At 50.6% G+C, this 21,005-nt stretch carries 23 protein-coding genes, 1 pseudogene and 1 riboswitch; of the genes and pseudogenes, 3 read left to right on the top strand and 21 right to left on the bottom strand.

Translation table 11 applies throughout. The features are described from left to right. The first annotated feature begins 36 nt into the window (after positions 1–36). Positions 37–146: riboswitch (TPP riboswitch) on the top strand. 65 nt (positions 147–211) lie between these two features. Further along, the gene (locus PGS38_RS12815; protein ID WP_055221407.1) at positions 212–880 is read left to right on the top strand and encodes an energy-coupled thiamine transporter ThiT; all 669 of its coding nucleotides are present in this window, start codon (positions 212–214) and stop codon (positions 878–880) included. A gap of 71 nt (positions 881–951) precedes the next feature. On the opposite strand, the gene PGS38_RS12810 is transcribed toward PGS38_RS12815, so the two are convergent. From PGS38_RS12810 to PGS38_RS12735, 17 genes and pseudogenes are all read right to left on the bottom strand, one after another. Further along, positions 952–1,671, bottom strand: a complete 720-nt coding sequence (locus PGS38_RS12810; protein WP_238033485.1) for a SpoIIIAH-like family protein — start codon at positions 1,669–1,671, stop codon at positions 952–954. A gap of 13 nt (positions 1,672–1,684) precedes the next feature. Beyond that, entirely contained in the window at positions 1,685–2,254 is a 570-nt protein-coding gene (locus tag PGS38_RS12805; protein ID WP_055221404.1) for a hypothetical protein, read from the bottom strand. Between the two features lie 4 nt (positions 2,255–2,258). Continuing rightward, positions 2,259–2,813, bottom strand: coding sequence for a stage III sporulation protein AF (locus PGS38_RS12800; RefSeq protein WP_270476359.1), 555 nt, complete (start codon positions 2,811–2,813; stop codon positions 2,259–2,261). A gap of 26 nt (positions 2,814–2,839) precedes the next feature. Then, positions 2,840–2,896, bottom strand: a pseudogene (locus PGS38_RS17840) (DUF6783 domain-containing protein); the annotation flags it as partial. A 23-nt stretch (positions 2,897–2,919) separates the two neighbouring features. Next, positions 2,920–4,086, bottom strand: a complete 1,167-nt coding sequence (locus PGS38_RS12795; RefSeq protein ID WP_055221402.1) for a stage III sporulation protein AE — start codon at positions 4,084–4,086, stop codon at positions 2,920–2,922. After that, a complete protein-coding gene (locus tag PGS38_RS12790; RefSeq protein WP_055221401.1) occupies positions 4,073–4,456 on the bottom strand; it encodes a SpoIIIAC/SpoIIIAD family protein in 384 nt (127 codons plus the stop codon). Before PGS38_RS12790 ends, PGS38_RS12795 begins: the two co-directional genes overlap by 14 nt. Positions 4,457–4,485: 29 nt before the next feature. Then, entirely contained in the window at positions 4,486–4,680 is a 195-nt protein-coding gene (spoIIIAC, locus tag PGS38_RS12785) for a stage III sporulation protein AC (RefSeq protein ID WP_022463192.1), read from the bottom strand. 27 nt (positions 4,681–4,707) lie between these two features. Continuing rightward, positions 4,708–5,223, bottom strand: a complete 516-nt coding sequence (locus PGS38_RS12780; protein WP_055221399.1) for a stage III sporulation protein AB — start codon at positions 5,221–5,223, stop codon at positions 4,708–4,710. Continuing rightward, the gene (gene spoIIIAA, locus PGS38_RS12775) at positions 5,223–6,230 is read right to left on the bottom strand and encodes a stage III sporulation protein AA (RefSeq protein WP_055228503.1); all 1,008 of its coding nucleotides are present in this window, start codon (positions 6,228–6,230) and stop codon (positions 5,223–5,225) included. Before spoIIIAA ends, PGS38_RS12780 begins: the two co-directional genes overlap by 1 nt. Positions 6,231–6,287: 57 nt before the next feature. Then, complete coding sequence (locus tag PGS38_RS12770; protein ID WP_173841600.1) at positions 6,288–6,839, bottom strand: 4'-phosphopantetheinyl transferase family protein; 552 nt, start codon at positions 6,837–6,839, stop codon at positions 6,288–6,290. 82 nt (positions 6,840–6,921) lie between these two features. After that, a complete protein-coding gene (locus PGS38_RS12765) occupies positions 6,922–7,428 on the bottom strand; it encodes an SEC-C metal-binding domain-containing protein (protein ID WP_022463188.1) in 507 nt (168 codons plus the stop codon). A 110-nt stretch (positions 7,429–7,538) separates the two neighbouring features. Beyond that, positions 7,539–8,015: an Lrp/AsnC family transcriptional regulator gene (locus tag PGS38_RS12760; protein WP_055221452.1), complete on the bottom strand. Its 477-nt coding sequence runs from the start codon at positions 8,013–8,015 to the stop codon at positions 7,539–7,541. A gap of 8 nt (positions 8,016–8,023) precedes the next feature. After that, complete coding sequence (locus PGS38_RS12755) at positions 8,024–9,373, bottom strand: hemolysin family protein (protein WP_022463186.1); 1,350 nt, start codon at positions 9,371–9,373, stop codon at positions 8,024–8,026. Between the two features lie 25 nt (positions 9,374–9,398). Next, positions 9,399–10,778, bottom strand: coding sequence for an aminopeptidase (locus PGS38_RS12750; RefSeq protein ID WP_055221450.1), 1,380 nt, complete (start codon positions 10,776–10,778; stop codon positions 9,399–9,401). A gap of 288 nt (positions 10,779–11,066) precedes the next feature. Further along, complete coding sequence (locus PGS38_RS12745) at positions 11,067–11,774, bottom strand: J domain-containing protein (protein ID WP_022463184.1); 708 nt, start codon at positions 11,772–11,774, stop codon at positions 11,067–11,069. 6 nt (positions 11,775–11,780) lie between these two features. Next, complete coding sequence (locus PGS38_RS12740; RefSeq protein ID WP_022463183.1) at positions 11,781–12,620, bottom strand: DUF5685 family protein; 840 nt, start codon at positions 12,618–12,620, stop codon at positions 11,781–11,783. Positions 12,621–12,641: 21 nt separating this feature from the next. After that, a complete protein-coding gene (locus PGS38_RS12735) occupies positions 12,642–13,043 on the bottom strand; it encodes a zinc ribbon domain-containing protein (protein ID WP_270476358.1) in 402 nt (133 codons plus the stop codon). A gap of 191 nt (positions 13,044–13,234) precedes the next feature. Here PGS38_RS12735 and PGS38_RS12730 point away from each other — a divergent pair, with 191 nt between their 5' ends. Continuing rightward, a complete protein-coding gene (locus tag PGS38_RS12730; protein ID WP_055264772.1) occupies positions 13,235–13,471 on the top strand; it encodes a hypothetical protein in 237 nt (78 codons plus the stop codon). Further along, entirely contained in the window at positions 13,468–14,070 is a 603-nt protein-coding gene (locus tag PGS38_RS12725; RefSeq protein WP_117802516.1) for an HAD family hydrolase, read from the top strand. The genes PGS38_RS12730 and PGS38_RS12725 overlap by 4 nt, the downstream gene beginning before the upstream one ends. A gap of 48 nt (positions 14,071–14,118) precedes the next feature. Here the strand turns inward: PGS38_RS12725 and PGS38_RS12720 are convergent, their stop codons facing one another. From PGS38_RS12720 to PGS38_RS12705, 4 genes are all read right to left on the bottom strand, one after another. After that, positions 14,119–16,656, bottom strand: a complete 2,538-nt coding sequence (locus PGS38_RS12720) for a transglutaminase domain-containing protein (RefSeq protein WP_117802544.1) — start codon at positions 16,654–16,656, stop codon at positions 14,119–14,121. A gap of 153 nt (positions 16,657–16,809) precedes the next feature. After that, a complete protein-coding gene (locus tag PGS38_RS12715) occupies positions 16,810–17,823 on the bottom strand; it encodes a glycoside hydrolase family 18 protein (RefSeq protein ID WP_117510263.1) in 1,014 nt (337 codons plus the stop codon). Between the two features lie 27 nt (positions 17,824–17,850). Continuing rightward, positions 17,851–19,203 (bottom strand): alpha-L-fucosidase, encoded by a 1,353-nt coding sequence (locus PGS38_RS12710; RefSeq protein ID WP_330427594.1) that lies wholly within the window; start codon positions 19,201–19,203, stop codon positions 17,851–17,853. 130 nt (positions 19,204–19,333) lie between these two features. Next, positions 19,334–20,974, bottom strand: a complete 1,641-nt coding sequence (locus PGS38_RS12705) for an extracellular solute-binding protein (protein ID WP_055264780.1) — start codon at positions 20,972–20,974, stop codon at positions 19,334–19,336. Positions 20,975–21,005 lie beyond the last annotated feature (31 nt).

The raw sequence follows: 21,005 nt of genomic DNA, 5'->3' as shown, positions 1-21,005 counted from the left end.
AAGGGGGAGGTTGGTATACTTTAATACGTTAAAATAATAAGACGCTAGGGGAGCCTTTGGCTGAGAACGTGGGACATGGATAAGCTCACGGACCCTCACTACCTGAACGGGATAATTCCTGCGTAGGGAAGCTGGAACGTGGTTTCGGAGGTGATTCGGGACTGTGTTTTTATGTGAGCCCCTCCAAGCGGAATGCGAAGGAGGTTTTTTTATGAGTTTTTTTGTTACTGCTGACGGCGGACTGACGACGGCCGGTTATGTTGGATGCGTGGTGCTGATGGTGGCGCTGGTGGTGATTGCTTCGGTTCTTTCTGCTCAGAAGAGTAAGGGGACGGGAATGGATGCAAGGAAGCTGGCGTTTTGTGCGATGGGGATGGCGCTGGCGTTTGTGACTTCGTATGTGAAAGTGTTTGAGCTGCCGTACGGGGGATCGGTTACGTTGTTTTCGATGCTGTTTATTGTGCTGATTGCGAACTGGTATGGGGCGAAGACGGGTATTCTCGTTGGTTTTGCTTATGGACTGCTGCAGTTTATCCAGGGGCCGTATGTGCTGTCGCTGTTCCAGGTGTGCTGTGATTATGTGTTTGCGTTTGCGGCGCTGGGTGTGGCCGGATTCTTTGGAAAGAAGAAAAACGGGCTGCTGATCGGGTATATTGTAGCTGTGCTGGCGAGGGGATTTTTCCATACGTTAGGCGGGTATCTGTACTGGATGGATTATATGCCGGAGAATTTCCCGCAGTCTTTAAAGGCGCTGTATCCGATTATTTACAACTACAGCTATCTGCTGGCTGAAGGTGTGCTGACGGTGATTCTGATCTCGCTGCCGCCGGTGAAGAAAGCACTGCAGACGGTTGCAAGAACAGCACATGGTGCAAATTAAATAGAATTACGTGAAAAAATCCGGGAACGCATGATTTTGCGTTTCCGGATTTTTTACGTGGATATCAAAATTTACTGAGCACTCTCCTCTGCGGCTGTGTCGGCGGCGGAGCTCATGGGGGTGATGACGATGTTTTCTACGCCGATTCCGGTTTTGCGGGTTACGATGTCTTCGATCTGGGCACGCTGTTCCTCGGTTACTTCTTTCATCGGAACGACGATGTCGGCGGTTTCGCCGGTCAGGTTTACAACGACGTCGGTGAAGCCTTTGGCTTCGAGGAGGAGTTCAGTTGCTGACTCTTTTTCTACGAGTTCCGTCATTTCCACCATGCTCTGGACAGCGCTCTGGCGCTCGGTTTCGGAGAGGTTGGTGTTGTTGATGATTTCATTTAAGGTGTCTTTGTTCTGGGAACGGATCTGTTCGCGGTCGATTCTGGCCTGGGCCATGTATGTAGATGCCCCGGCAAGGACTGCCTCTCCCGGCGTTTCGGTGACGGTCCGCGACGAGTCCCCTGCTGTGCCGGCATCCACCTCGTCGGTGATGTCGGTGTCCAGGCTGGAGATGTCTTTTAAAACGGTGCTGGCATCCGCCGTGGTTCCGTCTGCCTTCTCCTTCGTGGACAGGGTACTGTCAGCATAGTTGATGTATCCGGCGACAGCGATCATGATCGCAAGGGCGGTGATGATGACCTGATTTTTCCGGAATTTTTTCTTTTTCCCGGCCGTCTTTTTCGGCGATGGTGTCTCTGCCATTTTCTCAGGTGCATTCATTTCCTGTTCTAATTTTTCCACGCATTTGACTCCTTTACTTCATTTTGACTACTTTAATCTTATTTGCGCCCACCTGAAATAATGCCATCACGGCCTCCTGAATCTCCTGTACCGTCACCGGGTTTCCCCCGCCTTCTGCGATGACGAGCACGCCGCGCACCGCCGGGTACTCCTCGGAAACCACATACGGCGTCTCGGCCCCGTTCTGCGTCTTTTCATAGACAGTTGCCTCATCCTGCGACGCGGATGTAACGCTTCCGGTCTCCTCTCCCTTCTTGTTTTCCTCCGTTGTGCTCCGCGTTGGGACATCTTTTTCCACAATCTTTTTTCCTGTGGATTCCAGCGTCACCACGACGTGCACTGCGCCCACACCGTCCATCTGGGAAAGTGCGTCACAAAGGCGCTGTTCCATCTCCTCCTGCACCGAAAGTCCCGCATCCCCCGCCGGACGCGCAGCCGTCTCCTGCGGCTGTTCTGTCTCCTCACTGGTCTTTTTTGTTCCCGTCGGCAGCAGCAGGACAACGCCGATTGCCGCCAGCAGGAAGTACAGCATCCACTGCTCCTTTTTCTGTTTCCGGAAAAACGCCGCTGCCTTTTCCCTCATAGGCCTATTCCGAAATCTCTACCATAATATGCGCCGGATCGGTTCCGTAGACCTCACTTAAAACACTTTTGATCTCTGTCAGCTTTTCATCGAGCATTTCCCGCTGTTTTTTCTGTTCTTCGCGGTAAATGCTCGTCTGCCGCATCGGCGCTTCAATGCGGATCTCTTTTGCCTCACCGGTGTTTCCCGGCTCCAGCGTTACCGAAACGGCTGCCCCCGGAATGCCGCTCTCTGACAGATACATCCGGATCTGGCGCTCCGTCTCTTTTTCCCAGGTGCCCACGTAATACTGTTTTTCAAAGCTTTCTGCACGAATCTGTACATTTTCCATTGCTGCTGCCTCCTCTTCCAGCGTCAGACGGTCAAGCGTCTGCGCCATTTTCTGCTCCAAACCTCCCGCTTTTAGCACGGGCTGAAAAAAAATCAGTACCATCACAATTCCAAGAAAAAACTGAACCGGCTTCTTGTCCTCCTTCTCCGGGATCAGGTTCAGCACAGTTGTCATAAAAATCAGAAAAATTGAAATATTCTTAAGCCACTGCAGAATCTCTTCTACCATGCCGCCTCCCGCCGCTGCCTGCCCAACTACATGCTAGAGCATGTCTGAAAAATCATTTCCGCAATCTGCAAGCCCCAGTTTGCGAAAAGCCTTTTTCAGACACGCTCTAGGAAAAAGTTCCCGCCAGGATTGCAATCGTCAGCAGAAACAGGACTTCTACGGTCAGAAGGAGACGCAGAAGCATCGCATATCCTTTTCCTGCCGCCGCAAGACATCCCGCGATCCGCTTGTCCGAGACGGGCTGCGCCGCCGCGGCGAGAAGGCGGAAGGAAAGACCCGAAACGAGAAGCTGAACGGCGGGGACCATGCCTGCTGCGAGCAGTACCAGCATTGCCGTCACGCCAAAGCAGTTGCGGATCAGCACCGCGGAGCCTGCCACCAACTCGGTTACAGCATTCACCGCATTTCCGATGCCGGGAATCATTCCGGCAGTCCGCCAGAGTGCCATCTGCCGCAGGGAATCGAGCGCCGGTGCGATCAGATTCCGGATCATCTGCATTCCCACAAGTACGCCGAGCGACGATTTTAAAAGGCCGTTCACGCAGGTTTCCAGCAGCTCTGTCATATGGGACAAAATCTCCTCGCCGGAAAGATCGTTTACAAGGGCGATGAGCAGATAGATATGGATCATCGGGAGGACGAGGGCGAGCAGAAGCTTTTCGACAGCCAGAATCACCAGAAGGAGCATCTGATAAAACATCACGGCTGATGATGCACCACCGGCGGCCGCGGCCGCCAGATAGTAGGATGGCGTCAGGATCCGCATAAAAGCGACCAGCGATGTGATGACAGCTTTCAGGTTTTCCCCGCTCGACTGGAAATTTTTCAGAATCAGTGCAAGCGCAAGCAGATAGACCATATAAAAACTAGCGTCCCTGACCTGTTTTCCTTCAAAGAGAGAGGAAAAACTGCCGAGCACCGCGCCTGCCAGAACGAGGAGAAACAGCTCCTTCATCAGCCCCTTCTGCGCAAGGAATGCTGTTTTGGCACAGGAGAGAACGGCATTTCCGGCACGGAAGGTGCGGAAGGGATCGCCATCCTGCAAAAGAGAACGCACCGTACCGGCAAAAGAAAACTGCTGGCTGGACAGCAGGCTGTCCACTTCCTGCTGGATTGCATCGAAGTCGAGTTCTGCAAGAAGTTCGTCCTGCGCTGCTGCTGCCTGATCCGTTTCGGTATCCGCTGCTTCGATTTTCTGCGTTCTTCCCGTTCCGAAAATGAGACACAGAAAAAGCAGCGCCATGCCCCATCCGGCTTTTTTACAGAAAATCATGAACCGTTTCCAGCAGAGCGAGCAGCACTGGCATACTGACGGCAAGGACCGCCAGGCGGGCGAACAGTTCAATCTGCCCTGCAATGGAAGAATAGCCCGCATCCTTACAGATCCCGGCGGAAAACTGCCCCACATACGTGATCCCAAGCATTTTCAGCAGCGTATTCAGATACGATGAGTCCACCGGGAGATACGATTTCATTTGTGCGAGCATGCCGAGCAGATACTGCATTTTTCCGACGGTCCCGGCAAGAATGCAGAGGCCGGCACCAACCGTCACAAGAAGGGCAAATTCCGGCTTTGCTCCCTTTACTGTGATTCCAAGCAGCACGCCCGCCGTGCCAAGCGCAGCGATCCGAAGTATATCCATATGATCCCCTCCGTTTTTTCTCCCTGCTCTTAAATTGTAAACAGTTGTTTGATGTCCTCAAACAGCGCGGAAATATAGGGAAGAATCCAGAACAGCACCAGCACAAGACCGGCAAGGCTTGCAAGAAATGCCTGTTCTTCCCGGCCGCTGTGTTTTAATACCTGGCACAGGACCGATACCAGAATCCCGACTGCCCCGATTTTAAATAGAATCCCGACCTCCACGCCTGCTCCTCCGTTTTCAGACACGCCCTAAACCAGAATCAAAAATAAAAAAAGGCCTCCCATGATTCCAAGACTCTGACAGAGCCTCTTCCTTTCCGGCAATCCTTTCTGCAGTTCCGCGATCCGCTGCACAAGGCGTGCCTCATACCGGTCCAGATTCGCCTTCTGCATGGCGCGGTCCCCGGTTCCAAGGCTGCATCCGGCCTCCTGCAGCTCTTCTTTTTCTTCTTTTGTAAGGCGTGTGTCCGCCAGGTGGACTGCCGTATTCTCTTCCAGAATCGCCGGCAGTGTCTTTCCGTCCGGGCGGCGCATATCCTCGGAAATATCCTGTAAAAAATCCCGGTACGGATCCCGCATCCGCCTTCCCGTCTCCCAGAACGCATCCGGCAGCGGGGAAGCCGCCGTCACAATCTCTCCACGCAGATACTGGATAATTTTCTGCAGTGTTTCCAGATCTTTCACATGGGCCGACAGCGCCGCACTCTTTGCAAAGCCGATCCCGACGCAGGCAAGAGAAGCCGCCAGTAAAACTGCAAGCCGCATCACAGAAACGCCTCCCTTCGGTACAGTGTCGTTCCTCTTCCGTCAAAAATAGCCTGTACGCTTCCGGCGTGGGGTTTCGCATCCAGCACGATGTACCGCTCGAAAACGTGGGATTCCACGAGGCGGTTCAGGAGAGGCTTCTGCTTCATATCCTCCATGGAATTGCCATGCACGGTCGCGAGCAGCTTGCACCCGCAGTTAACGACGGACTCGATCGCACGGATGTCCTCGCCCGTTCCGATCTCATCGACTGCCACCACATCGGGCGACATGGCGCGGATCAGCATCATCATGCCCTCCGCCTTCGGACAGCAGTCGAGCACATCGGTGCGGATGCCGACATCATTCTGCGCAACGCCGAGATAGCAGCCTGCGATCTCGCTCCGTTCATCGACCACACCGACGGTCAGCCCCGGATACGGCGACTCCCCGTCCGAAATCTGGCGGATGATATCACGCAGCATCGTCGTTTTGCCGCAGCCGGGTGCGGAGACAATCAGGGTGTGCAGGAAACGGCCGTCTTCCCAAAGGTACGGCATCACTCGGTCCGCGCAGCCCTTTTTCTCATGAGCAACCCGCACGTTGATGCAGGATATATGGCTGATGCCTTTCACCTTTTCCCCTTCGATTACCGTCTTTCCGGCAATGCCGATCCGGTGGCCGCCCTCCACGGTCAGAAAACCCTGCCGCAGTTCATCCTCGTAGGCGTAGAGGGAAAAACTTCCTATGTAATCCATCGTATCGCGGATATCCGTCGGTGAGACGGGATAACCTTTCTCCCACTCCCCGGTCAGTGCTCCGTCCGGGGTCAGAAAGTACTCCTGATCCTTTGCGACCACCAGAAGCGGCGCGCCGGTCCGCAGACGGATTTCCTGCAGGTCATCGGCCAGCAGATCTGTGTTTTTCAGAATTTTCCGTATATTCGCAGAAAACAGGCGCAAAAGTTCCCTTTGCTCCTGTTTTTTCTCTGGCGTAACAATATCCTTTTGTCTTCCTGTCCTTTTCATCTTCACCACCTCTTATCGTTATATATATGAGATGGCGGGACAGGTTATGCACGATTTTTATGGTTCTATTCTTTTCATGCAGATTTTCACGGGCTCCGCTGCCCAGACGGCGCCTTCATATCCTTTCTCCGGACTGAAATGCATGCAGAAGCCCTCTTTCTTTTCCGTTCCAAGAGAACCCAAAAGACCGGTTCCCCTCCACTTGCCGTAGCTCTCCTCTTCGGTCCAGATCCGGAAAAACAGCGTTTCAGCATTCTCCGCTGCGGCAAGGCGTTTCTGGTCTTCGTCGGAAAAATACCGTTCTGCCATGCGCTCCCAGGCAGCGCGGCGGTGCTGCTGCAGATCCATGCCGATCGGAATGGAAGCAAAAGCGCAGGCAGCGTATTCCCCCGAATGAGAAATATTAAAACAGATCTGCGGATGCCCTGGCAGGTACGGTTTTCCGTGCGCATTCCGTTCGATCGTTATCTTTTCTCCATCCAGCCCATACTGTTCCTGCATTCCCATCCGGAACAGCTCCCATCCGCACTGCGAGAGTTCCCGTTCCAGCTCTTTTTTTTCGCCCTCCGGCTGTGTAATTTTTTTCAGATAAACTACCGTCTCCTGCATCCTGCTTCTCCCTCTTCATAGAAAAAGAGACCGCGAAGCCTTTCAACTTTCGGCTTCCCGGTCTCTTCTCGAAAATTCTTTCTTATGCGTTTTTACCGCAGCAGTATTTGTATTTCTTTCCGCTTCCGCACGGGCATGGATCGTTTCTTCCGATTTTTTTGCCTTTGATTACAGTGCCGGATTTTTTCTGCTCCATGTAAAGCGTTTTCTTCTGCTCTTCTGTGAAGATCTCATCCCACATCGGCAGGTTGTACAACCAGTCTGCTTTTGCGTCTACCATGTTTTTGTACAGAAGCTCTTTATCGTAAGCCAGTGTAACAACGGTATCCTCTTCCATCTCCTCGATCGGGTTCGGGATCACAAGGCTGTCGTTGATGCCGTCCAGGAAACCAACCATGGTCATAACGTCCACTTTGTATTTCTCTGCCAGCTCTTTTACGGTTCCTTTTACCACTTCATCCGGGTTGGAAAGAAGCTGCTCGTAAATGTTTTTCTCAATCAGGAAATAATTGGTCCAGAACTGCTGGAGCTGTCTTTTGTCTGCTTCCTGATTATAGGCGATATCACGCCAATTCTGTAATAAACTCATGTTATTATCCATCCTTTATCTGTTTCTCTGAGCGCGTTTTTTCGCGCCGTCCCCTAGCGGGATTCCGGTTTTTGTAACACGCTTTAGTATATCGGAAAGTCCGCAGAAAATCAACCTTTTTCTTCTTCCTGCTCCAGAATCGGGATTCTGGTATCGCCGAGCGGAATTCCTCTGTGTTCCACCGATGTAGAGAACACGATCTGCGTCTTCGTTCTTCCAAAATGCTGAAGCTGGCCGATAAACTGATCCAGCTCAGATGTTGTGTGGAACACAACCTCCATCAGCATCGAATAGTCGCCGGTCACGCAGTTGCACTCGATCACATTCGGGCAGTCAGTGATGTACGGATAGAATTCCTTTTTCCGCACCGGCTCAACCTCCAGATTGATGAATGCCTTGATCCGATAGTCGAAAACCTCCGGGTTCACACTCGCACGGTAGCCGGTGATCACCCCGTCCTTTTCCAGGCGGTCGATTCTCGCCGAAACCGTCGGCGAAGTGAGACTTACCTTGTCTGCAATACTTTTGAGCGGAAGCCTTGCATCTTCCTGCAGCAGTTCCACAATTTTCCGGTCTGCTGTATCCAGTTCACGTTTCATTCCCTCTCCTTACGTTCCTCCTGCTCTCCTTTTTCTTTCGGAGGCAGTTTCTTTACCACCGTATTTTCCACGCGGTGTTCTTTGACCCGCATGACCTTGATCCAGAGATCGTCGGTCTCGAGTTCAAACTGGCTGCCGTCATCCGGAACCGCACCGAGTTCGCCGAAAATGTAGCCGCCGAACGTTTCATATTCATCGACCGGCAGTTTGATCTTCAGTTCCTCCGCCACATCATCCAACGAGGCACTTCCCATGATTTTCCAGGTGTCTGTGGAAATCAGCTCAATTTCCGATGGCTGCCCGATCTCCGCCTCATCATTCAAGTCCCCGACAAGCTGCTCGATCAGGTTACGCACGGTGATAATTCCATCCATGCCGCCGTACTCATCCAGAACCACGGCAAAATAGTTGCCGGTCTTTTTCATGTTCTGGAACAGCGTGGCAGCCTTGATGTTTTCAGGAACAAAATAAGGCTGTTTGATTGCTTCTTTCATGACATGATCGCGGTCCTTGGTGCGAAGCCGGAAATAATCCTTGGCGTCCAGAACGCCGATGATATCGTCCACATTTTCACCACAGACCGGGTAATAAGAATGGCGGCTTTCATGGATCAGCTGCTCCCACTCCTCCATCGAGTCTTCCAGCCACAGAAGATCTACATCGGTTCTGTGGACGCAGATTTCATCAATGGTCAGATCATCAAACTCAAATACGTTCTGAATCATATCTTTTTCTTCATTGTCGATCGCGCCTTTTTCGCTGCCGGCATCTACCATCATTCGGATTTCTTCCTCCGTCACCTGATCGTCGTCCTCATCCGGATCGATCCCCAGAAGGCGCAGGATACCGTTTGTCGATGCAGTCAACAGCCACACAAGCGGTGCAAACACTTTCGAAGCACCGCTTACAAGACCGGAAATCCCGAGCGCAATCTGCTCAGCCTTCTGCATTGCAATCCTTTTCGGCACCAGTTCGCCAAAGATCAGGGTGATATAAGATAAAAGCAGCGTAATCAGCACAACGGCAATCGCATCCAGTGTCTTTTCCGGAATCTTCATACCCGCGTCCACAAGAGCGGAAACGATTCGATCCGAAAAATTTTCTGCTGCAAAGGCACTTCCAAGAAAACCGGACAGAGTGATGACCACCTGTATCGTTGCAAGAAAACGGGATGGCTGTTCCGTCAGATGAAACAGCTTCGCCGCTCTTTTGTTTCCCTCCTGTGCCATTTTTTCCAGTTTAGCGTCGTTGCAGGAGACCACAGCGATCTCCGCGCAGGCAAATACCGCATTGACCGCTATCAATACGACCTGCAAAAGAATACTGCCGACTATGTCACTGTCCAAACGTTTCAAACCTCCTCAATATTATTTATGCATTTTTCAAAAATGCCACATAGGCCTTCTTGGCCTCGTAAACATCTGCTTTGCTGGTTACTTCCCATGGAGCATGCATGCTGAGAACCGGTACACCGGAGTCAATCACTTCCATACCGTACAGAGACATGATGTAGGCGATGGTTCCGCCGCCTCCGACATCAACTTTACCAAGTTCTGCTGTCTGCCAATTTACTTTTGCATCATCAAAGATAGCGCGAAGAGCTCCGACGTACTCTGCATTGGCATCGTTTGAGCCGCTCTTTCCGCCTGCTCCTGTAAATTTGTTAATTACGATACCTTTTCCGAAAAATGCAGCGTTTTTCTTCTCAAATGCTGCTGCATACAACGGATCAAACGCTGCACTTACATCGGAAGAAAGCATTCTGGAAGAAGCCAGACATCTCCGAAGTGCAAGCTCCGTTCCCTCACCTGCAAGTGCAAGCAGCTCTGCCATGGTGTTTTCGAAGAAATGAGACTGCATGCCGGTTGCTCCGACGCTTCCGATCTCCTCTTTGTCTACGAGCAGGCAGCAGGATGTCTTCTCCGGTGCTTCCACCTCGAGCATTGCGACAAGAGAAGTGTATGCGCATACACGGTCATCCTGGCCGTATGCAAGAATCATGCTGGCATCCATACCAAGCTCACGCGCTTTTCCTGCCGGTACAATTTCAAGCTCTGCGGAGAGGAAATCCTCTTCTTCGATGCCATACTTGTCGTTTAAGAGCTTTAAGGTCATGGCTTTCACTGCATCTTTCTCTGTTCCTTCCAGCGGCTGGCTTCCGATCAGAAGATCGAGGTTCTCGCCCTCTACTACCGTACTTGCCGGTTTGGTCTGCTGCTCTCTGGAAAGGTGAATCAGAAGATCTGTCACACAGAATACCGGATCGTTATCATCCTCGCCGATGACTACATCCACTACTTCGCCATCCTTCTTGGCTACAACACCGTGGATTGCAAGCGGAAGCGTTACCCACTGCCATTTTTTGATACCACCGTAATAATGGGTATCAAGATATGTAAATCCGTTGTCCTCATACAGTGGATTCTGTTTTACGTCAAGACGCGGAGAATCGATGTGCGCACCGAGAATATTCATACCCTCTGTCAGAGGCTTTGTTCCGATCTGGAACAGGGCAATGGCCTTCTTCATGCATACAGCATAAACCTTGTCACCCGGTTTTAACGCACGATTTTCTTTTACATAGGTGTCGAGGCTTACGTATCCGGCCTCTTCTGCCTGACGTACACTTTCCTTTACACACTCACGCTCCGTTTTTCCGTGATCCAGGAATGCGCGGTAGCCGGCGTTTAATTTTTCCAGCTTTTTCATATCTTTTTTCTTGTACTCATTCCATGCTGTTTTTCGTTCCATAGCTTTTCTCTCTTTCTGTTTTCTTTCTATGATCCGTTCGTATTTTTTTGCTCCGGTCATAATTGCGATCTCTTTCATTATAATCTGTTTTGATGGGAAAAACAAGGACTTTCGGCTGTTAGAAAAAAGCCCCACAGCGAACCGTTTTTTTGGTTGCAGCGGGGCTTTTAAGGGGAGGATAAGTATTTCCTTATTTTTCTTTTGTATCATCGAACAGGGGAATTTCGATGACACTGTTATTCTCCCCTGAATGTTCACTTTTATACATTTCTTGTAATTATTTTTTGATCAACAGCAGAAAAATCCTCTTCCGCCGCAGCAACAGCAATTGCAGATGGCATTGATTGCCATACATTCACAGCACCATTTTCCGAGATCACCTGCACTTCTCTCGTAGCCATAGCCGCTTCCCATGTCGGAATACCACTGGCCGCTGCCCCGGAGTTGGCTTAAAAGCTGCTGGTACTGCAGATTCTGCGGTTCTAATTTGACTGCCATCTCGGCATCCTGCACGGCATTGATGTTGTTGCCGAGGCGCGAATTTGCGATCGCATGCAGGAAATACCATTTTCCGCTGCGGTCGGAAATGTCGTTCAGCACGTTCATCGCCTCGCGGAAGTGGCCGCTGTTGATGTAGTTGGCTGCCGCCTGCAGCCGCATTTCCTGCTCGGAATTTCCATAATCATTCCGTGCGGAGCCGCCGTTTCCGTACGCGCCGCCGAATGGGTCGAAGCCGCCGAACGGGCCATAGCCGCCGTAAGCATCTCCGCCATACGACGAACCTCCGCTCTGGTACGAGGTGCCGTGCTCGCGTTCATCCATGATCTGTTTGTACGCCTGCTGCACCTGTTTGAATTTTTCTTCTGCTTCTGCTTTATTCGGATTATTGATATTGGCATCCGGGTGATACGTCCGGCTGAGTTTTCGGTATGCTTTTTTGATTTCATCGTCCGAAGCCCCGCGGGACACGCCCAGCACCTCATATGGATCTGTCATCAGTCTTTATTTCTCCTCTTTTTGGCGCTCTTTTGCGCTTTTTCGCATTTCGTATTTTTCCCAGATACCAGCATACAATATATTTCGCAGAATGTCTACATTTTCCAGGATCGGAAGTTTTTCAAATGCACGCGACGCTTCCGCCGTCATCATCAGCAGGATTTTTTCTGCGGTTTCCTCGAAGTCCGGCTGATCTGCGATGGACAGAAACGGGTTGTAGTTTCCGCTCTTTTTATCTTTTTCCACGTCATCAAGCGCATCCATCAGGTAAATGAATTTTCCGATGTAAAAGCCGACCTGGCGCAGATCATCGCTCCAGATGTCCTCCTCCGGAATATAGATCTCCGCCATCACCTCTCCGGTATAGCCCGCCGCAAGATCGAGGTCTGGATTGTTTTCCTTCTCGCATGCATGCAGCTTTTCGAGGTAATCCTGCACTGCTTTCGTCTGGCGCGGATACGATGCCTCGATGCGTGTCACAGATTTTTTCAAAGCCTTTGCCACTGTAAACGCCGCGTAGTTTTTCTCGTCCTCCCAGTCATCCAGCAGATTGTAATAGGCGAGCAGCACGTTCATGTCTGCGCAGTATTTTGTGTATTTGTTCCGCAGGCATTTATGTTTTTTGCCGGGATGAAGAAAGCAGTAATGCTCCTCTTCTTTTGTCTCACACTCATAAAGCCCGGTCAGCAGGATGGAAAGAAATGTCATATCAAACGTCAGCATCGCCTGACCCTTTTTTCCATACGCCTCTTTGATATCCTGACACAGACCGCAGTAGTATGCCTGATATTTATTGTAATCTTTGACTTTCAGGTCATCCTTTCGGATGGTCACATAACCAAACATGAATCGCACTGCTCCTTTTTATCAGGTGTTTTTGATGAATTTTGTTCCGCATTTCGGGCAGCAGATCTCGATGTGGCCTTTTCCTTTCGGCACACGCACCTGCTGATGGCAGGACGGGCAGCGGAAGTAGCAGTGCTCTTTATCCTTGAATGCACGGGTTCCGCCTCGGAAGAATCCGACGACGCGGTTTTTCAGTTCCAGGAATTTCTGGTTTTCCGCATACCGTTTGGAATGGTTCTTGGACATGATGCGCACATCCGCCCAGACGATCAGGACGAATGCCAGGGTGTAGATAAGGGAGCTCCGTACAACCGCTCCGAAAATCATCATGGCAACTGCCGCCCACATCATAAAATTGCCCAGCTGATCGATGCCGTAGCGGCCGTACATCAGGCGGGAAAGTTTTTCTTTCAGTTTATCCATTTTGTTCTCGTTTCTCCTTTTTCAAAGTATATGCCAATACTCTATCCCTTTTGAGGGAAAAAAGCAATCGAAAGCGCCATTAATTTTTTCTAAAAAATTCTTAAAACTTGCGGTGGATGTTTCTTTTCAACTGTGCTACACTTGGTTATGTTTCTTTATATTTTATTTTCAGTAAACGATCGGAGATTTTTATGAAACGACTCAAACAGATCGGCGCCCTTCTCTCCATCGCGGTCCTGATCGGATTCGGGCTTGGCGCCATGATTTTTGCGTTTATCGACACGCCGTTTGCACACAAGGCGCTGACGGTCTGCCTCTACTGTGCAATTACCGCACCAGTGCTCATCTATGCCATGATGCTGGTTGCCAAGGTTCTGTCGCACCGCGATGAGAACGACAAATCAGACAAAGGAGAAAAACAGTCATGATTGATACCATTATTTTTGATGTAGGCCGCGTACTCGTCAACTGGGACTACGAGTCCTATCTGAAACGCTTTGCTTTCGGTCCGGAAAAGACGAAAGCAATCGCCGCCGCAACCTTCGAAGGCCCTTACTGGCGCCAGTTCGACCGCGGAATTCTCGCGCCGGAGGAGATTGTAAAAGGATTCTGCTCCCTCGCCCCGGAATACACCGAAGAAATCAAAGAGGTTTTCGCCCACTGCGAGGAAACCATCACCCCGCTGCCGTATGCAGAAAGCTGGGTACGCTCCTTAAAAGAAAAAGGCTACCGCCTCTACATCCTCTCCAACTACTCCGGAGACCTCTTCGAGCGCACCAAAGAGAAAATGCCCTTCCTCCCCTACATGGACGGAACCCTCTTCTCCTACACCTGCCATTTAACAAAACCGGAACCGGAGATCTACCAGCACCTGATCCAGAAATTCTCCCTCACCCCGGACCGCTGCGTATTCCTCGACGACACCAAAGCAAACGTCGAGGCCGCAGAGCAGGCAGGGATTCATGGAATTCATTTTACGGGATATGAAGATGGCGTGTCACAGTTGAAAAAACTGGGCGTTCTTTAAAAAACAGGCTGCCGCATTCATGCGTCAGCCTGTTTTTTTAGTATTAACTTACGCTTTCGCCGCCTCTTCCATCAGCCGCAGCATCAGTCCGACGCTGCCGACGTTATATCCGGCATAAGCGCGTCCGCCGATGTTTCCCGGCAATGCGAGTATCAGCAGTGGGAGTTTTTCTGCGTCGATTCCCATTTTTTCGGCGATCGCCGGGGCGTCGTCGGATGGGTCGAGGTAGAGGGACATATTGTGGATTGCTGCGCGGGCTTTCTGGAAAGTCGTGTTTTCCAGGTCGGCTTTCGTGCGGAGCACGGCTGCCATGGCAGCGTCTTTTGCGTTCCACTTCTCTGCGATTTCGATCAGCTCATTCAGAACATGCTCGGTCGGCTCCTCTCCGGTTCCGAGGAAGGCCAGAAGGATCGGGCCGTCTTTGGTGAGATCGTTCAGGGTATGCGCCTTTCCATCCAGATCCTCCAGCGTGATCTCCGGCAGTTCGATGTGCTCTAACAGCTCATCCAGCTCTTTTTTCACGGCTTCCAGATAAATCTCTTTTGCTTCTCCCGCCTTCAGTTCAAACACGCGGTATGCAGCATGCTGGTCACCGTTCGGCATACGCATACTTGTAATCAGACGATAGCAGCCCGGCTCCAGGGTCAGAGCCAGTGTTTTGCCATTGAATGCGGTTTCTTCGTAATTCAGCGTCTCAAACACTGTTCCGTTCCACTTTCCGATGGTCCACGTCTGATAATACTTCCATGCGCTTCCATCCTCCGCATTCAGTGTCAGAACCGCACTTTCCGTTTCATCCTTCAAAACAGCAGCTTCTGTTTCCACACTGTGGAATGCCCCATCACGGTAATACTCCGGCTCCAGGGTCACCGGATTCAGTCTTGCCGCTACATTGAGACTCCGGCAGATTGCCACAAACAGAATCTTCTGCGCCAGAGGACTTCCCTGTTTCATCGTAAGGACGCCGACCGGTGTTGCCATGATCGTGTCATACTCTTCTTCTGCATGGAAGGTAATATTCTTCTTAAGATAATCCAGAATCCGTTCCGGCTGCTCCACAAAGCTACGTTTTGTCTCCTCTTCAAAAAATCCGCGGATCATGCTCCGATACGGCGTCAGCTCCTCGAGGAAAATACGCGGGCAAAGAAGATCCTTCCTGAAAATCTCCTCCGGCAGATCCCCCTGCTCGCAGTCGAGATGATCCTCTAAAACGGATGCCTTCAAGTCCTTCGCATCCTTTAAAGCCAGCGAAAACAGCAGCTTCTTCCGGTTCGGATTTTCATCTTTGGAAAGGAATGTATAAACCTCCTCAAAATTCTCTCCTGCCCGGTGGAAAATCTCTTCCGCTTCCGGATACGCAGCAGCCTTTTTCTCATCAAAGCATGCTGCAAACCGTGCCTTCCGAAGCCGTTCCGCCTCTGCCATCCGTGCCGCATTGCGCTCCTTCTGCTCCTTTGTGGCAACGACATTCCGTACCGGCACCTCCTTCGGTGCCCGGATTTCCAGCGTCTGCCACCTGTCATCCGCTTCCGGAACCGCCTCTTCACGAAGCACCAGTTCCAGCGAATCCTCCTCCTCAATCCGCATCATTGCCTCTGCCCGGCGTATTCCGTCAAATGCCCGTACCCGGATATCGCCAAGGCCAAGTGTCATCCGAACTTCTCCGTCCGCATCCGCAATCATCACTGCAGCCGGGAAAAACTCTGCCATATTCAGGATTTCAACCGCAATATGCGCTCCTGCAGCCGGTTTTCCATTCTCATCCTTCACAAGAATCTTCACCAGCTTCGTTCTGCCATAAAAATCTGTATGGTTAAAGTAGTACAGCGCTCCTTCTTTTCCAAGATACTCCTCGTTACTTTCCTTCACATAATCCGAGAAGTTCCGCGTATGAATCAGAATTGCCCGATTCGCCGGACCCGAGAACCAGCCGGTATCCAGCACTTCTTCCGGCTCACAGGCACCGAGAAAATGCCACTCGCCGTCCACAAACACCTCAACCCACGCATGATTGTCATCACAGTGCGCCCATCTTGGTGTATAGACCTGCCGCGCCGCAATACCGACACTCCGATACGCCGTAACTGCAAACGTTGACTCCTCGCCGCAGCGTCCCTTTCCGCTCCGATACATCGTCATCGGAGATGCCGTTCTGCTGTCCGTCGCCTCATACGTTGCATGCTCCGCACACCAGTAATTAATCTCCAGAATTGCCTCCCAAAGACTCATTCCGGCTACACGCCCCATAATCTGCTCGTAAAAAAACGGTCTGCAGTCCGTAATATCCTCGGAATTGATCCGGTCATACAGCACATAATTTACAAACACATCCTCCGGCAGTTCCTTACACCATGCCACCTTCTCCCGCAGCATCAGCGCATGCTTCACGTACGAAAGAAAAAGGTTAAATCCATATTCTCCCGCATCCCTTACCGGCATCGTACCATACAGAAACTTCATCAGCACAACCTCTTCTTCACTGCACTGTTTCAATTTTTCTTCGATAACAGGCATCACCGGAGCCAGAAGCTCTCTCCGTCCCTCAAATTTTTCCGTTGCATATTTTTTCAAATTTTCTGAGATCATGATTCTATCTATCCCTTTCTCTTTTTTCCTATCCGTCTCCACAACGTACATCCGCCCACCGGCGGCAGACGCCATGTGAAAAAGGATTCCTTGCGATTTTTCAGGAACACCGGAGCGAGGAGCCTTTTCACATACCGGCTGTGGGTCACTACGCTACATATTTTTCTTTATAAATGAAAGTAATTCTCCGCTGGGATCGCATTTATACTCCCAGAACATAATGCCCCCCATGCCCTTTTCTTTCAGGTACGCAATTTTCACCCCAAGTGACTCGCAGTCCTCATAGCTGATAAATGTTTCCCCGTCAAACAGATACGGAACCTTTGCCTGCTCATCCCAATACCGGATAAATCCCCTCTTTCCGATCCAGCTCTCTTTGAGCTCGCCATAGTCACCGCCATATCCTCCGACCGTCTCTGCTTCCATTCCAAGCCCGTTGCGGCATCCGGCGCCTTTTACTCCATCCCATTTTCTGGAATAAAACGGTACGCCAAGAATCAGCTTCTCCATTGGAACGCCTGCATTTACAAAACCGTTCACTGCCTTCTGCACACATGCATCAAACAAATTTCCCTCACTGTGATACAGCGCCGCATGATGTCCCGTCACCTTCTGGAAACCGCCCTGCAGATCATACGTCATCAGCTGCACATAATCCAGATACCGGGAGGCCTCCTTCATATCTGTCTGCAGTGCAAAGTAAACATCTCCGCCGACTGCTGTCGTTACAAGCATGCCTTCTCTGTACGCGTCCAGTGTCTTCCGAAGCTCCGCCAGAAGCAGCGTATAATTCTCTTTATCCGATCTGTCCGACGCAATTCCTGCCAGCGATGTGCCCGGATACTCCCAGTCAATGTCAATGCCGTCCAGACCATACTCCTTCACAATTGCAAGTGCACTCGCAGCAAACCGCTCTCTTCCCTCTTTTGTTCTTGCAGCCTGGGAAAAGCCGTCTGCTCCCCAGCCGCCTACGGACAATACAATCTTCAGCTCCGGGTTGCTTTTCCGAATGGATACTATTCCATCCCGTGCATCCTTTGCATCCCATACAACTTCTCCGTCCCGGATCAGACCAAATGCAATATTGATCACGGTAAGTGCCCGCACATCCTCTTCTCGCATATGATTTAAGTCCGCCGTATTTACATAGCCAATTATTCTCTTCATCTCATAAGCTCCTCTGTCCGAATCGTTTTACTCATTAAAGGTTACGACTTCCCCGTGTCCCAGATTGTAGGTGATCTCATCCTCAAGCTCTACCTTCACAACCGTTGCAAACGGATGAATACTCATCTCTCCGGCCCAGATCCAGAGCGTTCCCGGAATACCGCTCCATGGAAGTGAACCTGTGTAGGAGAACCGGAGCTCCTCTCCCGTATGCAGAACCGTCACCCTTTTTACCGGTGTTTTAATGCCTTTCACACACAGTGTCTCCTGCGGCTTATCATAGACGAAAAGATACATCGTCTTCTGATCCGCCGAAATCGTGCTTCCGCCGAGGAAATGATTGTAATCCAGTCCTTTTTCTGTTCCAAATACCGCTTCCTTATGGTCATGAATCCATCCGCCCAGATCCAGAAGAACTTTCTCCTGGCGTTCATCCAGCGTTCCGTCCTCCTTCGGTCCGATATCCAGCAGCATTCTTCCGCCGAGGGTAATACAGTCACAGAACATGCGCACAATCTGACCGCTGCTCTTGTAATCATTGTCCGATGGACGATATCCCCAGGAATCGTTGATTGTCGTACAGAATTCCCACTCGCCTTTCGGTCCGTACAGCGGGATTCCCTGCTCCGGTGTCTCATAATCTCCATAGCCCTGCATTCTCGAATTCAATACAACGTTCGGATTCAGGGTATGCAGATATTCCCTGAATTCCGGCATCTTCCACTGTGCCGCGCTCCGTTCCCAGTCACCATCAAACCATAAAAGGTCCACCGTTCCGTAATTCGACATCAGTTCTTTTAGCTGATGGTTGTTGAATTCCAGAAACTCCTGCCATTTCTCCGGCTCCTCCTCTTTTCCGGCCGGGGAACCATAGATATCGTTCAAACAGTCTTCTTTTTTCATTCCTTCCGGGTAAACCGTGCGATACCGCGGATCCGACCAGTCGATCAGTGAATAATAAAGACCGACCTTCAGACCTGCCTCACGCATGGCAGCTGTATACTCTTTTACCAGGTCGCGCGCTGCCGGTGTTTTCTTCACAACACTTAAATCACTGTATCCGGTATCAAACAGTGCCACGCCGTCATGGTGCTTCGCTGTCATAACCACGTACTGCGCACCTGCTTTTTGAAACAGCTCCGCCCATTTTTTCGCATCAAACTTCGATGCTGTAAAGCCTTCACACTGTTTCATGTAATCTTCATAAGAAATATTTCCGTTGTGGAACGACCATGACTCTGACACATCACCCACCGCATAAATCCCATAATGGATAAAAATGCCCAGCTTCGCGTTCCGAAACCAGTCCTGCATCATCTCTTCCAGCTCCTCCTTTTTTTGTACTCCCGGATTAAAAGACTCCGGGCATAGCTTTTTTATCCGATCTAATTACCCCTTTATTGTTTCTTCCCATTATATCAGTTCTTGCCCAAAAAGAAAGGCATATTACCGTTTTACACTGTAATATGCCTTTTTTCACGCCACAGGAAATATCGTTACCTTTTCCTGTTTATTTCGCGATTTCCTCGATACCCTGAGTTGCTACCCAGTCCTCAAGTCCCAGAGAGTACATACCATCTACATAAGCCTGCCAGTCAGCATCGTTGTCAATGTCAAGCTCGCCGCATACGAACTGCGCCTGCTGCTGCTCAAAGAAATCTTTGATTGCTGTGTTCGTATCAGAGAAGGTATCAATTTTATCCAAGTCAATCCAGTAGGACGGAATAATTTCTTTGGTCAGATTTGCCTCATAAGCTTCCTCTGTTGCTTTTTTCTCATCATACATCGGATGCTCTTCTACAAACTCGAAGTCTACCGGCAGATATTTCGGCAGAGACTGCGGCCACAGATTGCCCCAGGAATATTTTTCCTGATCTTCCTCAGACAGTGTGGTGGTGTCAATCGCATGGTATCCGTCATCCTCTTTGTTTACAATCACACCAACCGGTCCTCTGTTGCAGCCGATGCCGTTCTCCAGTGCGAATGCATTGTCAAACCAGCGGCAGATGATTTCCGGATGCTCTGCCTTGTTTGTGATGACAGCCTGGGTTCTGTATACGCTGAAGCCTTCCGTATCGCGCAGCCAGATTCCGTCTTTGTCTGTGTTCAGAACAGGCATGGAGTCGAAATCGCCTCTTTCCTCTGCAGCCGGGATTCCGGTAAACTCGTTGCTTCCGTATGCGATGGAAACGCCGTACAGGTCCTGATTTCCTTTACCTTCCCATGTGGAGCTGTCCTGTGTGTAAAGCTCTACGTCTACGAGTCCTTCTGCATACAGTTTGTGGAACCAGGAAAGGAACTCACGGTATGTATCGCTGACACCGCCGTAAACAACCTTTTCATTCTGGATTGCAATACCAAGTTTGTTCATCGGAAGTCCGAAGTAACCGGCCATAGCCTCGATATGTTTGTTGTTCGGGTCGGTAGAGAACGGGATTTCATCGGAAGCGTCACCGTTGCCGTTTGCATCCTGCTCTTTGAAGGCTTTCAAGACTGCCTCAAACTCGTCTGTAGTGGTCGGCATGCTCATGCCAACATTCTCCAGCCATTTCGTATTGATGTATGGGCTGTATCCAACGGTTGTATCGGTACATACGTACGGAATTGTGTAGATGTGTCCGTCCGGTGCTGTCATTTTTTCTCTTACACCCGGCAGATCCAGGATCGCAGAAATGTTCGGGCAATATTTCTCAAAATAATCTTCCAGCGGAATGAATACGCCCTGGTTTACACCATAGGTGAGGATTGCATTATCGCTTAAGGTCCATCCGCCGATCACATCCGCGTAATCTCCGGAGTTCAGATCCAGATTCAGTCTCTCCGTTGCTGTTTCGTATGGATAAATTTTCAGGTCAACGTCTACATTGGTCTGTTTTTTGAACTCATCGAGCATGATAAACTCGCCGGATTCGCTGGAATCATCGCAGAAGATGGAGAAGGTGTAATCTCCCTCGTCTACCAGCGGAAGACCTTCCTGATACATAATGCCGTTTACTTTTCCGTCCTCATCCACGGTGTCGTTTGCTGCGGATGCTGCGGATGCTGCAGAAGCACTCTTTGCCGAGCTGCTTCCATTATCACTTCCACATCCGGTAAACATAGATGCCACCATTACTGCAGTTAAAACTGCTGCGACTGCTTTTCTTTTCATGATTTTTCCCTCCTGTGTTGTTCCGGCGGCA

This window comes from Fusicatenibacter saccharivorans (genome assembly GCF_027667425.1).
Classification (GTDB): domain Bacteria; phylum Bacillota; class Clostridia; order Lachnospirales; family Lachnospiraceae; genus Fusicatenibacter; species Fusicatenibacter saccharivorans.
The sequence above is the reverse complement of the archived record's forward strand: the minus strand, read 5'-3'. Positions and strand labels throughout refer to the sequence as shown.

Coding starts and splice junctions, on each gene's coding strand:
- PGS38_RS12815 (WP_055221407.1), top strand. CDS start 212: ATGAGTTTTTTTGTTACTGCTGACGGCGGACTGACGACGGCCGGTTAT.
- PGS38_RS12805 (WP_055221404.1), bottom strand. CDS start 2,254: ATGAGGGAAAAGGCAGCGGCGTTTTTCCGGAAACAGAAAAAGGAGCAG.
- PGS38_RS12800 (WP_270476359.1), bottom strand. CDS start 2,813: ATGGTAGAAGAGATTCTGCAGTGGCTTAAGAATATTTCAATTTTTCTG.
- PGS38_RS12795 (WP_055221402.1), bottom strand. CDS start 4,086: ATGATTTTCTGTAAAAAAGCCGGATGGGGCATGGCGCTGCTTTTTCTG.
- PGS38_RS12790 (WP_055221401.1), bottom strand. CDS start 4,456: ATGGATATACTTCGGATCGCTGCGCTTGGCACGGCGGGCGTGCTGCTT.
- PGS38_RS12780 (WP_055221399.1), bottom strand. CDS start 5,223: ATGCGGCTTGCAGTTTTACTGGCGGCTTCTCTTGCCTGCGTCGGGATC.
- spoIIIAA (WP_055228503.1), bottom strand. CDS start 6,230: ATGAAAAGGACAGGAAGACAAAAGGATATTGTTACGCCAGAGAAAAAA.
- PGS38_RS12770 (WP_173841600.1), bottom strand. CDS start 6,839: ATGCAGGAGACGGTAGTTTATCTGAAAAAAATTACACAGCCGGAGGGC.
- PGS38_RS12765 (WP_022463188.1), bottom strand. CDS start 7,428: ATGAGTTTATTACAGAATTGGCGTGATATCGCCTATAATCAGGAAGCA.
- PGS38_RS12750 (WP_055221450.1), bottom strand. CDS start 10,778: ATGGAACGAAAAACAGCATGGAATGAGTACAAGAAAAAAGATATGAAA.
- PGS38_RS12745 (WP_022463184.1), bottom strand. CDS start 11,774: ATGACAGATCCATATGAGGTGCTGGGCGTGTCCCGCGGGGCTTCGGAC.
- PGS38_RS12740 (WP_022463183.1), bottom strand. CDS start 12,620: ATGTTTGGTTATGTGACCATCCGAAAGGATGACCTGAAAGTCAAAGAT.
- PGS38_RS12735 (WP_270476358.1), bottom strand. CDS start 13,043: ATGGATAAACTGAAAGAAAAACTTTCCCGCCTGATGTACGGCCGCTAC.
- PGS38_RS12730 (WP_055264772.1), top strand. CDS start 13,235: ATGAAACGACTCAAACAGATCGGCGCCCTTCTCTCCATCGCGGTCCTG.
- PGS38_RS12725 (WP_117802516.1), top strand. CDS start 13,468: ATGATTGATACCATTATTTTTGATGTAGGCCGCGTACTCGTCAACTGG.
- PGS38_RS12720 (WP_117802544.1), bottom strand. CDS start 16,656: ATGATCTCAGAAAATTTGAAAAAATATGCAACGGAAAAATTTGAGGGA.
- PGS38_RS12715 (WP_117510263.1), bottom strand. CDS start 17,823: ATGAAGAGAATAATTGGCTATGTAAATACGGCGGACTTAAATCATATG.
- PGS38_RS12705 (WP_055264780.1), bottom strand. CDS start 20,974: ATGAAAAGAAAAGCAGTCGCAGCAGTTTTAACTGCAGTAATGGTGGCA.